Annotated in this window: 13 protein-coding genes, 1 tRNA gene and 1 pseudogene; 1 reads left to right on the top strand and 14 read right to left on the bottom strand. The window is 44.5% G+C overall.

Annotated elements, in window-relative coordinates; genetic code table 11:
* Window positions 1–444: 444 nt before the first annotated feature.
* The 12 genes and pseudogenes from DWV34_RS07535 to DWV34_RS07480 all read right to left on the bottom strand — a co-directional run bounded on the left by DWV34_RS07535 (window position 445) and on the right by DWV34_RS07480 (window position 10,925).
* A complete protein-coding gene (locus DWV34_RS07535) occupies window positions 445–615 on the bottom strand; it encodes a hypothetical protein (RefSeq protein WP_006566804.1) in 171 nt (56 codons plus the stop codon).
* A gap of 9 nt (window positions 616–624) precedes the next feature.
* Window positions 625–3,390, bottom strand: a complete 2,766-nt coding sequence (mgtA, locus tag DWV34_RS07530; protein WP_006566803.1) for a magnesium-translocating P-type ATPase — start codon at window positions 3,388–3,390, stop codon at window positions 625–627.
* 164 nt (window positions 3,391–3,554) lie between these two features.
* On the bottom strand, window positions 3,555–3,866 hold the full coding sequence (locus tag DWV34_RS07525; protein WP_006566802.1) for a DUF3784 domain-containing protein: 312 nt from the start codon (window positions 3,864–3,866) through the stop codon (window positions 3,555–3,557).
* 6 nt (window positions 3,867–3,872) lie between these two features.
* On the bottom strand, window positions 3,873–4,103 hold the full coding sequence (locus DWV34_RS07520) for a hypothetical protein (protein WP_006566801.1): 231 nt from the start codon (window positions 4,101–4,103) through the stop codon (window positions 3,873–3,875).
* The gene (locus DWV34_RS07515) at window positions 4,104–4,781 is read right to left on the bottom strand and encodes an MgtC/SapB family protein (RefSeq protein ID WP_006566800.1); all 678 of its coding nucleotides are present in this window, start codon (window positions 4,779–4,781) and stop codon (window positions 4,104–4,106) included.
* 139 nt (window positions 4,782–4,920) lie between these two features.
* Entirely contained in the window at window positions 4,921–5,844 is a 924-nt protein-coding gene (locus DWV34_RS07510) for a cation diffusion facilitator family transporter (RefSeq protein WP_006566799.1), read from the bottom strand.
* Window positions 5,845–6,111: 267 nt separating this feature from the next.
* On the bottom strand, window positions 6,112–6,615 hold the full coding sequence (locus DWV34_RS07505; protein WP_006566797.1) for a winged helix-turn-helix domain-containing protein: 504 nt from the start codon (window positions 6,613–6,615) through the stop codon (window positions 6,112–6,114).
* Between the two features lie 15 nt (window positions 6,616–6,630).
* Window positions 6,631–9,294: a magnesium-translocating P-type ATPase gene (gene mgtA, locus DWV34_RS07500; protein ID WP_006566796.1), complete on the bottom strand. Its 2,664-nt coding sequence runs from the start codon at window positions 9,292–9,294 to the stop codon at window positions 6,631–6,633.
* Between the two features lie 92 nt (window positions 9,295–9,386).
* Entirely contained in the window at window positions 9,387–9,746 is a 360-nt protein-coding gene (gene bilS, locus DWV34_RS07495; RefSeq protein ID WP_006566795.1) for a flavodoxin family protein BilS, read from the bottom strand.
* Entirely contained in the window at window positions 9,683–9,823 is a 141-nt protein-coding gene (locus DWV34_RS17635; RefSeq protein WP_006566794.1) for a hypothetical protein, read from the bottom strand. The genes bilS and DWV34_RS17635 overlap by 64 nt, the downstream gene beginning before the upstream one ends.
* 500 nt (window positions 9,824–10,323) lie before the next feature.
* A pseudogene (locus tag DWV34_RS07485) lies at window positions 10,324–10,590 on the bottom strand (IS3 family transposase); the annotation flags it as partial.
* Window positions 10,587–10,925, bottom strand: coding sequence for a transposase (locus tag DWV34_RS07480; RefSeq protein ID WP_006566792.1), 339 nt, complete (start codon window positions 10,923–10,925; stop codon window positions 10,587–10,589). The pseudogene DWV34_RS07485 and the gene DWV34_RS07480, both read right to left, overlap by 4 nt.
* Window positions 10,926–11,046: 121 nt before the next feature.
* Here DWV34_RS07480 and DWV34_RS07475 point away from each other — a divergent pair, with 121 nt between their 5' ends.
* Window positions 11,047–11,511 carry a hypothetical protein gene (locus DWV34_RS07475; RefSeq protein ID WP_147342250.1) on the top strand — a complete coding sequence of 155 codons (465 nt, stop codon included), beginning with the start codon at window positions 11,047–11,049 and terminating at the stop codon, window positions 11,509–11,511.
* Window positions 11,512–11,585: 74 nt separating this feature from the next.
* On the opposite strand, the gene DWV34_RS07470 is transcribed toward DWV34_RS07475, so the two are convergent.
* A tRNA-Arg gene (locus DWV34_RS07470) sits at window positions 11,586–11,658 on the bottom strand.
* Between the two features lie 215 nt (window positions 11,659–11,873).
* The gene (locus DWV34_RS07460; RefSeq protein ID WP_006566790.1) at window positions 11,874–12,920 is read right to left on the bottom strand and encodes a type IV pilus twitching motility protein PilT; all 1,047 of its coding nucleotides are present in this window, start codon (window positions 12,918–12,920) and stop codon (window positions 11,874–11,876) included.
* Window positions 12,921–12,928: the final 8 nt, after the last annotated feature.

The raw sequence follows: 12,928 nt of genomic DNA, 5'->3' as shown, positions 1-12,928 counted from the left end.
AAACTGGTTCCGCAGAAATACTTATCCGATATCTCTATAATTTATATTTGCAATCTGAGCTTCATATAAACCCTTGGTTTATCAGGTGTTACGCCATTTATAAAGTACTGTAGTAATGGTACAAATCCCAAATCTCCGTATTAAAGCCTGTAAAAGAATAAGGAAAAATTTTTCATTTTTTGACGCGTTTTTTCTTATTATGTTGTGTATTTTCACTTCCGTATCACACGAAATTTAATAAATAAAATAATTCTGTAGAAATTTTATATCGAACTTCCAATTATCCGCTTAAATACAGCATTTATAAGTAATTCAATGATTAAAAAGCACTTATTTTACCACGAAATTACCACGATTGAATGAGCCTTGATATGATGATAATAGATAAGGGAGATTCCACAATAAAAAACTGTGTATCTCCCTTGCTTCATTCATACAGCCATCTTATTTATAAGACTCTTTTGCGTCTGCTTTTGGCTTCATAGACCAAAACACTACATTCATTACAATGACAATCAGTATCACAACTGCCATAGCCACCCAAAAACCGATATTAAGACCAAGCCATTCGGTAGTTCCGAAAAGGGTCATCCAAAGTTCTTTCCAGTTCATCATTGCACCTCCTTAGAGCAGTTCGCCGAAATGACGGACATAGGCTTTTTTCAAACTTGTTGCCAGAATCATATACACCAGAATACATGGAATCAGATAAGCAAAGTATGTTGCAGGCAATGCGACAAATCCCAGCATAGTTCCAAACACAGTAAACGGAATAATGGTCAGAACCGTAATTCCAGCCATTGTGAGCAAAGTCACCGGAGCGGACGCACGACTCTGAATGAAAGGCAGCCTCGGAGTACGGATCATGTGAATGACCAACGTCTGGCTCCACATAGATTCCACGAACCATCCGGCTTGGAACATCCCGATATACTGCGCCTGGAGCGTTGCCAGCTCTGCACCGCTGAAATGGGCGGGCAAATCATTGAACAACACACCGTTCGATACGAATAACGGGCAGAATACAAAGTACATGAAAATATAGGTTGTAAAATCGAAGATGGAGCTGGTTGGCCCAATCCAGATCATAAAACTTCCAACACTGGAAGCATCCCATTTACGTGGTTTGGCAATGAACTCCTCATCCACATTGTCCCAAGGAATGGCAGTGCAAGACAGATCATAGATCAGATTCAGGAAGATCAGATGCACGCTCATCATCGGCAGGAACGGCAGCAGTGCGGAAGCCGCCAGTACAGAGAACATATTGCCGAAGTTGGAAGATGCAGTCATCTTGATATATTTAATCATGTTGGCGTAGGTCTTACGTCCCTCAATGATACCCTGCTCCAAAACCATTAGGTCTTTTTCCAGCAGAATGATGTCGGCAGATTCCTTTGCCACATCGACAGCAGTATCCACCGAAATGCCGATGTCGGCGGCTTTCATAGCTGCGGCATCATTGATACCGTCACCCATGAAACCGACCGTATGACCATTTTCACGGAGAACGGAAACCACACGAGCCTTCTGGTCAGGAGTCAGCTTTGCAAATACATCTGTAGACTCCGCCGCTCTTGCAAGCTCTACATCGCTCATGTGCTCCAAATCAGAACCTAGAAGCATATTGCGAACCTTCATCCCCACCTGCTTGCAGATGGTACGAGTCACTTTGTCGTTATCACCGGTTAAAATTTTGGTGGTAACACCGTGGTCTTTCAAAGCCTTAATAGCATCCGCAGTAGATTCTTTTGGAGGATCCAGGAATGCCAGATATCCAATCAGCACCATGTCACACTCATCTTTGACACCAAATGCGCCAACTGGGGACGGATTGCTTTTCTGTGCAATCCCCAGAACGCGAAATCCCTTGTCGTTAAGATCATCCACTGTCTCCAGAATCCGACAACGAACGTCATCCGTCAGAGGCTGCACTCCTCCATCACACTCTGCAAATGTACAAATAGAAAGCATTTCTTCCACAGCACCTTTTGTTACCATTTGGGTCTTGCCCTTTTTATCCTGCACCACAGTAGTCAGACGGCGACGAGTAAAGTCAAAAGGAATCTCGTCTACCTTTACATAGTTTTCGGACAGGTCAATGAGACGCGAATCTGCTGCTTCTTCTTCCTCCGTCTTATTGATAATCGCCAAATCCATCAGGTTTTTATAGCCGGTCTGGAAGTAACTATTAATGTAAGCGTGACGCAGTACTCGCGTATCGTCCTCGCCATTTACATTCAGGTGGTATTCCAGCACAACCTTATCTTGGGTCAGAGTGCCGGTCTTGTCGGTGCAGAGAATGTCAATGGCACCGAAATTCTGAATAGAATTGAGGTTTTTAACGATTGTCTGCTTCTTGCTCATGGAAACAGCACCTTTCGCAAGACAGGTTGTTACAATCATCGGCAGCATTTCCGGTGTCAAACCGACAGCAATAGAAATGCCGAATAAGAAGGCCTCTAACCAGTCGCCCTTGGTGATACCGTTGACGAAGAACACCAGCGGAACCATAACGAGCATAAAACGAATCAGCACCCAAGAAACGGCGTTGACACCCTTGGTAAAGCTTGTTTCAACCGCTTCCCCGGCAACTGCGCACGCCATGGAGCCAAACAGAGTATGATCGCCAACACAAGCAACAACAGCTGTTGCGCTGCCAGAAATCACATTACTACCCATAAAAGCAATGTTTGTGTAATCGGTCACGCTCTCTTTCTGTGCGCTCACATTGGGCGTTTTTTCAACAGGTTCACTCTCTCCAGTAAGACTTGACTGGCTGACAAACAAATCCTTCGCGTCCAAAATACGAACATCCGCCGGAATCATGTCTCCAGCAGACAGATGTACAATATCTCCGACCACCAGATCATCCATAGGAATTTCTATTTTTTCCTGGTTCTTACGGGTAACGGTGCAGGTGGTCGTAATCATGGCTAACAACTTTTCTGCTGCGTTTCCACTTCTGGATTCCTGCACAAACCGAAGCGTACCTGAAATGAACACCATTGTTAAAATGATAACCACCGTCAGACAATCAAAATCCTCCGGCGTACTGCCAAACAGAGAAAAATAAGGTAGAATCATATCTGTAATGGTTGATACCAGAGCCAGACAAAACAGAATGGCTGTAAAGGGGTTGATAAACGCACCGGCCACCCGTTTTGCCAAGGACTTCTTTTTTTCATGCGTTACTTTATTGGTGCCATATTTGGTACGACTTACGTGTACTGCTTCTGCATCTAATCCCCGAAGTGTGGTATGAAGTTTTTTCAAAACCTCTTTAATGGGATTGGTTGCAGCAAATTGAATGCGACGGTTCTGTTCGTCACGAATGACTGTCTTTTCGACAGACTGACGAACAGCCATGCGGTTTTCTTTCTTGTTCATTAAACTTACCTCCTTGAATTTTTGTAGAGGCCAGGGCAATCACATGAGGGACACGGAACTTCCGAATCCCCATCTGCTGCTCTTTGCCTTCGCGGACTACTGTCAGAGTCCATGCCTTTCACCTCACTGTTTTATAAAATATCTATGTGAAACCGCAATGCGGATTATTGACTATAATAGCGGTTGCTCTTTCCGATATACCAGACATCAAAGCCTGCAACGATTAGCCATGCTATCATCGCACACACAAACCAGTGGTTTGAAAATCCTGCCCAAAACCCCTTCATCAGAAAGATAATGCCATTGAGTACAATGACTTCCCCGATGTTACGGCAAAGCGGGATAATTTTAATTTTATCTTTCTCTTCCTGCGACATATTTTTCCACGCAGACAGGTGAATATGTCCTTTCCCACAAGCAAACAAGAAACCTGCAATAGTAAAAAGAACTCCGAAAAAGATGCAGGTGAAATCCATATTTCCTCACTCCTTCCAATATTTTATTTCATTTTTTAGTCTCAGAAGTCTGGTGAGCAGTATGATCACTGTAACAGCAAGGATAAACCAAATAACAGCAGTTACCTGATACCACATCTGAAACATCAAAATCCTCTGTTTAGAGAACATCCAGCTTAAACACCCGCATATTATTGTGAACACGGAGTAAAGTGCAAAGAAAATTGCCAGTTTGTGATCTTTGATTTTCGTCTTCACTCACAACACCTCCCAACCAGCGCTTACAACTTCCGGGATTGCCAATGCCTGCCCAACGATTCCCTCTAAAACATTGTTTTTAGGCTTTCTAGCAGAACAGTATTCCTCAATGATCTCAACCTTGTCACCAACAACATCGCCGCTTTCCAGATTATCCAGGAACAGCGTTTTGCAAGGATTGCTGTTAATAAGCAACAGACGAATTTCCTGCTCTGCATCTTCCTGACAAGTGACCGAAATACGATATTGTTTTTCAGATTCATCACCGGCAGTGATTGGATTCAACTTTCTTGCAAGAGGACGCAAAATCAAGTTGGAGCCAATCAAAATACCAGCAGCGGTGATTGCCATTGCATACATCCCTGTACTTGCAAGAATGCCAATGGCAGCTGTACACCATAGCGTTGCCGCAGTATTCATTCCACGCACTGTTCCGCTGTCCTTGAAAATCACACCGCTGCATAAAAAGCCAACACCGGATATAATACTGCTCCCGACACGAAATACCTGATCCGGGCCATAGAGCATTGGAAACAAGGTAAAGAAGCTGGTTCCCATGCAAATCAGAACATTGATACGAATACCTGCCGGATGGCCGGTTAGCTGCCGTTCCAATTCAATCAGAAAGCCAAGCGCCAAGGAGAGGGAGTTTCTTAAAACAAAATCGGTGTAAAACATGCGAATCGCCTCCCTTCGACCACGAACAGTATATAAAAACCGCAAGGAGAATCACATGGCGAAAACCTTGCGATTTCCTTGCGATTTGGCAAGATTTTAAAGAATAATACGTTGATAATAGTTCATAGATTGCTATGTTCTACTTTGTACTGCCATCGGATACAGTGCTTGCTGGATTTACATGAACCATGCAGTGTTTTACTTCTGGAAAGGAATTTTCTATTGAGTAATGAACCTGCTCAGCAATATAATGCGCTTCTTTTAACCGTAGGTTTTCATCTACGGCAATCTCAATATCCACATATATTTTCATACCAAACAGGCGGGTCTGTAGCAGGTCAATACGCCTTATTTCAGGGATTGCGGCAATCAGACTTCGTAGTTTATCTTCAGTAGCATCATTGCAGGAATGATCTACCATTTTATTGATAGCATCACGGAAAATATCCATGGACACCTTCACAATCACCACACAAATGATAACACTGGCAATTGAATCTAAAATAGGATAGCCAAGCCTTGCCCCCAGAATCCCCGCAAACGAACCAATAGAAGATAGGGCATCTGAACGGTGATGCCACGCATCTGCCATCAGAGAGCCGGAATTAATCTTCTTTGCGGCCGATCTGGTGAACCAGTACATCCACTCCTTTACAATAATGGATACTACGGCGGCCATAAGCGCCAATATTCCCGGAACTGTCAAATCATCCCCAGTGCTGCCGGCAATAATCTTTTTCAACCCAACAATTCCGATTCCAATTCCCGTTACCAGCAACACACCCGAGAGGATAATGGATGATACGCATTCAATACGCTCATGTCCGTAAGGATGCTCTGCATCGGATTCCTTGCTCGACATTTTTGCTCCAACGATAACCACAATTGTGCTAAGCACATCGGACGCTGAATGAACTGCATCGGAGATCATGGCGTCAGATCTTGCGATGATTCCGGCAATCAATTTAAATAAAGACAAAAGGAGATTTACAATGATACTGATACTGGAAACGTGCATTGCAGTCTTTTGTGCGGCATTATCGGGATTCGATTTACTCTCCACTTTAATACCTCCTTCTTTTATAATTCTTTTTGATAATCATGGCAAAGCGGTCCAATGCCGCTCTCAAAATGTCTTTGGGCTTTATTCTCTTCATACATGTTTGAGATGTATACCGGCTGAAGCCGCGGAACAATACCTTGCAACAGGCACAGGCTTAATAATACAACAATCGCAAGGTGACTCCCATGGCGAAAACCTTGCGATTTCCTTGCGATTTGACAAGAATTTAGGCGGGCTGAAACCGAAAGTGGTCTCAGTCCGCCTATGTTATAGTTGGTCATTAAATTTGTACCCGATGCCCCAGATAGTCAAAATATACTTCGGCGCATCTGGATCAGGCTCAATCTTCTTTCTCAGTTTTCGGATAAATGCCATGATGTTGCTGTCATCCAGCAGATAATCCTCTTCCCAGACTGCACGATAAATCTGCTCTTTAGTAAAGACCTCGCCCCGATTCTGGGAAAGAAAATACAGAATGTCAAACTCTTTTGGGGTCAAGCTGATTTCTGAACCTTTCAGCAGAACCTTTCTACTTTTCGGATGAATCTCCAATTCTCCAATTAGAATCCCGTCCGACAGAATACCGGCAGGTAGCTCTGTTTCTTCTGATGCTCCCAAAAGCAAAGAAGATACCTCCCCGCTGATCATATCCCGGATGCCAGACAGTAAATCTTCTGCACAGTCACTTTTCGGCGGCTCTTTAATCAGCTTTTCCAGCATCCAAATTTCAAGGGCGGAATCCATAGGGATAAAACTGATATTCTTTTTCACGATGAATTCCTCCTTTCAAATCAACTCATGGTACTTTTTCTTATAGAAATATTTGGCTACCGTAGTCAGCAGCATATACACAAGCGCTACGATCAGCAAAAATGCAAAATACCAAAGTGGCAGCTTCGTCAGGCCGAACAGCGACGCACCGCTGGTAAAGGTAATAGCTGTAAAGGCAACGATTCCGGCAAGCGTTATGCAAATCACAGGTGTAGATGACCTGCTCTGCATAAAAGGAACTTTGGGTGTTCGCAGAAAATGCAAGATCAGCACCTGTGTCCACATGGATTCCAAAAACCACCCCGTCTGGAACAGTGACACATACTGAAGCTGCAAAGAAGGATCGGTAATATTCAGATAAGTTGCTCCTCCACACAGCATGGGACACAGGAAATAATACAGGAACAAGAAGGTCGCAATATCAAATAGAGAGCTGATCGGCCCGAATGACATCATAAACCGTCCCAAAGTTTTGCCCGACCAATCTCTCGGAGACAGGATTTCTTCCTCGTCCACATTGTCCCAAGGCAGAACAATACACAAAATATCGTACAGCAGATTCAGAAGCAGAATCTGGATGGATGTCATGGGCAGAAACGGCAAAAATGCGCTGGCGCATACGATGGCGAAAATATTACCAAAGTTGGAGCTGGCGGTGATCTTGATATATTTGAGCATATTGGTAAATGTCTTTCTCCCTTCCAGAATGCCCTGCTCTAGCACATTGAGATCCTTTTGCAGCAAAACTACATCCGCTGCATCCTTGGCGGCGTCAACAGCGGTATCCACAGAGATACCGACATCCGCTTCGTTCATCGCCGGAATATCGTTGATGCCGTCGCCCATGAAGCCCACCGAATGGCCGTTTTCCTGCAGAGCGGAAACCAGACGCACTTTCTGTCCGGGAGTAAGCTCTGCAAAAACATGGATTTTCTCAACCGCCGTGCTAAGCTCACTGTCCGTCATTTCATCCAGCTCCGCACCTGTCAGTATTTCCTCGGCGGAGATTCCCACCCGGCGGCAGACAGACACCGCAATGGCCGCCTGATCTCCCGTCAGAATTTTAGGGGTTACTTTTAACCTCTTGAGGGCTGCCACGGATTCTTTTGCAGTTTGCTTGGGCGCATCAAAGAAAGACAGATAGCCCACCAGAGTCATATTAAATTCGTCAACGGGTGTAATTTTGCTTTGATGGCCTACATTTTTCCGTGCGATAGCAATGACCTTCATACCATCCTGGAGCATATCATCTACCACAGAAGATACGCTCTGCATCCCATCCTTTTCAATCGGCAGAATTTCACCCCGATATTCCACATGGCTGCAACGGGAAACGATATGCCCAATGTCACCTTTCATAATGAGCTGACACTCACCATCGCTATCTCGCACAAGGGTGCTGACAAACTTGCGGGCATAGTCAAAGGGAATTTCGTCCGCCTTTTGATACTGGGCCAAAAGGTCAGTATAATGGGTTTCACAACCCGGCATAGTCTTACAGGCAAGAATTGCGTTGTCAATAGTGTTGCGAACGCCGGAATGATAGGAGCTGTTCAGATATGCCAGATCGAGAACTTCCGTATTTTCATTGCCGAGAATATCCATGTAATATTCCAGCAGGATACTTTCATTGGTTAGCGTGCCAGTCTTGTCCATGCAAAGCACATCCATACTTCCAAAGCCCTGCATGGCATTGATGTCTTTGATGATCGTCTGCTTTTTACTTATGGCAAGGCTGCCCTTGGCAAGGCAGGCTGTAATAACCATGGGCAGCATTTCGGGCATCAGTCCGACGGCCACCGACAGAGCAAAAGCAAAGGACTCCAGCAATTTTCCGCCTGTGATACCGAGAAGCACAAACACAATCGGCACCAGCACTGCCATGAAGCGGAGCATGACCCAGGCAATGGAATTGGCACCCTTTTGAAAGGAATTTTTGTCGTCAGAATCGGGCTTTGTAAAGCTACCATACAGCGTGTCTTTGCCGACGGCCAGCACAATTCCTTCGCCTTTGCCACTGATGACAGTTGTTGCCATAAAAGCGAGGTTTTCAAGCTGTGTCAGCGTCTCCTGCTCGCCGTAGCTGAGTTTGCGGCAGCTCTTTTCAAGGATGGCGCTCTCGCCGGTGATGGCAGCCTGGGAGATAAAGAGATCCGTGATCTTCGTCAATCTGATATCCGCCGGAACACGATCACCTGCGGAGAATAGAACAAGATCCCCGACCACTAATTCTTCGGTGGGAATCTCCATTAACTCCCCATCGCGCCTCACCGTGACGCTTTCATGAATCAGGCGGTCAATCTGAGCAGCAGCGCTCTTTGCCCGCAGCTCCTGAATCAGACGAATTACACCGCTAATTAGGATCATGGAAAAGATGATAATGGCGGTGGTGGCATTTCTCGCAAAATTGGAGGCTACGAAAACATCCGTAACGAGAGAAACAATGCCCAGAACAAAAAGAATCACATTAAACGGGTTAATAAATGCCCGTCGCAATCGTTGCATCGTCGTATCGTTTTTTCGCTCAGTGAAGCCGTTCACTCCATATTTCTCGCGCATCGCCTCGATTTGCTCAATGGGTAGACCATCCGGAGATGCGCCAATGTCTCGATATATTTCTGATGCCTCACGGTAAGCGTATTTTTTGATACGACTGTCAAATAGTGTTGCTTTTGACACGAGACATTCCCTCCTTTATAAGTATAAGTAAGTATATTTTAACATAGTGCCATGAAAATGCTATGTTTATATTCTTGCTTTTTTCTTGCAATTTACTTTGATGCAGCATTTTTCAGCTCGATCAAATCTGTCTCGTCAGGGTGAGAAAAAGCCTTATCAAAGTTTTCAATCATTCCTTCTAAATTGGGAGCATGAATGGGCGCGGAGAGCATTTTCTCATAGCGCTCTCGCACAGACATAGGCATTTTCCCCTGACACATATGAGTGCAGACAATGGTGTTGCTACTGTTTAGTTTGTGTAGAGTGTTTTTCAGTATTTTTTCAAAATAGGCAGCTTCTCCTCCAAAACCAGCGGCACCAAAGAGGAATACTTCCTTGCCTTGCATCTTTACAAGAAACGCAGCCGCAGTGTCGTCACAGGCTCCTTTGTCTGTCCAGAATCCAACATCCAAACGCTCTGCGGACAGTGCCGCATCAGCAGGGATTTCAAGGTAAAAGCAATCAGTCTGCGGCCAATCGCATATTTCATTTTCAACTTCCTCTCTATATAGATAGATTCCACTTCGTTATAGGCACCCTTATTGAATTTGTATGAAATCAGCTTTTCATGGCATTTTACCTTCAGGATCTATAATTTGCAAGTAATGTAAGCGCAGGTACGATATCTTTAACTATGGGAAACTCCTTTCTGCTATTGGCTGAAATATATAAACGTAAATATACGCTTATACCATTTTTAAAAAGGGAAAGGCATTAAAAAGCCCGCACAAACCATATAGTTTGTGCGAGCTAAATTAGTGGCATTTTTAGTTACAGAAATCTTTTTTCTTTACTTTTTCTTCTAAATCAAGAATTTTAGCATGAATGGGATGTATTGTTTTTTTTGAACTCAGTATCACTTTTACCCGTAGGGTCATCTAGTCCCGAATTTTCTCTGTATTTGCATGGAATGAGAGGACAGTTCACATTATGATTTTGTCAAGATTAGTTGACACATTTTCCACAAGGATTCTGTACCTATGCAGCTTCCATCGTACGTTCACTTGGTATATCAATATTTTCAGGCTGTTTAAGGATCAACGCCTGATACATACGAATCCGCCCCTAGGTGTCATTACATTCGTCTTCCGCATGGATCTCCATCATAACATCTGCCAGAGGCTGATACTTCCAAGGACGGTCTTTATTAACAAGATATTGATAAAATCCCTGTCTGCTGACATGCAGCATCCTGCAATAAAAAGCGATTTCTCCTTTCAATCCGCCGTCTTTTTTTGAAAAAGCAATCAACTTCATTCTTTCGTTTTTGCTGACTTCAGACGGCTCGCGGCGAAAAAAGCACTGGCTTTCTCCAAAAAGTCATTTTCTTTCTTTAAGCGGCGGATTTCTTTGTCCTGTTCCTTAACCTGCTGACGGAGCCGGATGAGCTCTTCGTTAAGCGTCATAGCGCTTTGAGGGGTCTGTGAGCCTGCTCCAAGATCGAGATTGCCGAGACGGTTGGCCCTCATCCAGCCATACATTGTATTCTTGGGGATCCCTAGCTCTTTGGCAGCTTTCGCTTGTCCAATTTCTTTTGGGAGTTTGACTGCCTGTACTTTGTACTCGTGATCATATTGCCTATTTTCTGCCATTTTTGTCCACTCCTTATTCTTTTATTTATATACCAAATCCTTGAGAATGGAGTGTCAACTTTATTTATACAATATCATTTTGACCATGTGGTTTAGTTTTACGATGTCAGAGATCCGGGGTTTGACGAAGTCAAAATCCATCTATAAGGGCTATATCACCATTAGGGAGGTAGTCGTATCCCTGGACCGGGAAGATGTCCGTAAAACGGATGCAAAGGAGGAAACTAGTCTCCGGAGGCATAAAATGCCACCCTATATTAAAAAATTAGTGGATGAAGTTCACGGAGATATCCTTGTATCATTAAGTGCCAGGGCACTTTCCTCCCGCTTTGCTTATATGATACAAAAAAGTGGGCTACCAAAGATCACGTTCCATGGACTGCGGCATATCAATGCATCTGTCATGCATCTACTTGGTATTCCAGAAAAATACTTTTTGGAGAGAGGGGGATGGAAAACAGATAAGGTTATGAAGAAGGTGTACAGACATACATTTTCAAAAAACCGCCAGGAAGCGGACACCAAAGTGGATACTTTTTTTGAAGCTCAGATTGCAAATTTGAACTCCATGGATGACGCCGTATAGTAAAAGTATCACACGAAATATCACTCAAAACTTTTGGACATAGAAAAAACCGCGTAAATACGCGGTTTCCAAAATGCACCAGGCAGGAGTCGAACCTGCGACCAACAACTTCGGAGGCTGTCACTCTATCCACTGAGTTACTGATGCAAAGCGGTAATTTAAATGTCCGTGTTATATATTACAACAATTCAAGATTATTTGCAATCATATTTTTCAAATTTCAGGACATTTTCGCCGATTATCTGCCGGCAGAAAGAAGAAATCATTCCGGAATGATTTCTCTATCCTGCAGACATTATATCCATTTCTATATGATTGTAGAGAGGCATTCTAAGAGCCGAACGGGAATCATATAGAAAATGTCACAGATATTGTTCCAGGTCCTGAATATCATTCGTATACTTCTTTGCCGATTCTCTCGATATAGTACCTTCCGCCACCAGTCTTGAAAGATCCCGGTTCAGCGTGTGCATTCCATGTGCCATTCCGGACTGCATGATCGTATTCAGCTGATGACATTTATTTTCCCGGATCAGATTCAGCGCCGCGTCTGTGCCGATCAGCACTTCCGTCGCGGCGATTCTCTCCATCCCGCTCAGTGTCGGGATCAGACACTGGGTCACAACTCCGGCCAGCACTCCAGCAAGCTGTGTCCGTATCTGGCTCTGACTTTCTCCGGGACAGGCATCGATGATCCTGTCGATAGTCTGAGCAGCCCCTGTAGTGTGAAGAGTCGACATAACCAGATGTCCGGTCTCTGCCGCTGTCAGAGCCGCTGAGATCGTCTCGTAATCCCTCATTTCTCCTACCAGAATCACATCCGGGTCCTCTCTCAGAGAAGATCTGAGCGCAGAGGCAAAATCCTTCACATCAACACCGGTCTCTCTCTGATGAATAATTGATTTTTGCCTGTCATAGACATATTCGATCGGGTCCTCAATCGTTATGATATGCTCCGCCCGGCTGTTGTTGATATAGTCGATCATAGCTGCCAGTGTGGTAGACTTTCCGCTTCCCGTGGGACCGGTGACCAGAATCAGGCCTCTCGGCTGGTCAGCCAGATCTTTTAAGCACTTCGGAAGCTTCAGCTCACTGAGTGTGGGAATATGATCATTGAGCAGACGGATCGTCGCCGCAATCTTTCCCTGCTGGCGGAAAACATTGATCCTCTGCCGGTTTTTATCAGGGGTCTGGAGCGCAAAGTCCGCATCCTCCCCCTGGTCAAATAATTCTCTCTGTCCCACCGGCAGGAGTCCTAAGATCATCTGTCTGATCTCATCGTCAGATAGTTCGATTCTGCTGTCCACAAGGCGTCCGCAGCTGCGAAAAGCAACGGGCATCCCTTCAGACAAATGAATATCCGATACATCCCTTTGTCTGGCCATGCCGATCATTTCTTCTATTGTCATAAACGCCT

The sequence above is a fragment of the Anaerostipes sp. AF04-45 genome (assembly GCF_003461725.1).
GTDB classification, from domain to species: Bacteria; Bacillota; Clostridia; order Lachnospirales; family Lachnospiraceae; genus Anaerostipes; species Anaerostipes caccae.
The sequence above is the reverse complement of the archived record's forward strand: the minus strand, read 5'-3'. Positions and strand labels throughout refer to the sequence as shown.

Excerpts from the sequence above, each read along its gene's own strand:
- DWV34_RS07535 (WP_006566804.1), bottom strand. The coding sequence starts at position 615 with ATGATGAACTGGAAAGAACTTTGGATGACCCTTTTCGGAACTACCGAA.
- mgtA (WP_006566803.1), bottom strand. The coding sequence starts at position 3,390 with ATGAACAAGAAAGAAAACCGCATGGCTGTTCGTCAGTCTGTCGAAAAG.
- DWV34_RS07525 (WP_006566802.1), bottom strand. The coding sequence starts at position 3,866 with ATGGATTTCACCTGCATCTTTTTCGGAGTTCTTTTTACTATTGCAGGT.
- DWV34_RS07515 (WP_006566800.1), bottom strand. The coding sequence starts at position 4,781 with ATGTTTTACACCGATTTTGTTTTAAGAAACTCCCTCTCCTTGGCGCTT.
- DWV34_RS17635 (WP_006566794.1), bottom strand. The coding sequence starts at position 9,823 with ATGAAATATGCGATTGGCCGCAGACTGATTGCTTTTACCTTGAAATCC.
- DWV34_RS07480 (WP_006566792.1), bottom strand. The coding sequence starts at position 10,925 with ATGGCAGAAAATAGGCAATATGATCACGAGTACAAAGTACAGGCAGTC.
- DWV34_RS07460 (WP_006566790.1), bottom strand. The coding sequence starts at position 12,920 with ATGACAATAGAAGAAATGATCGGCATGGCCAGACAAAGGGATGTATCG.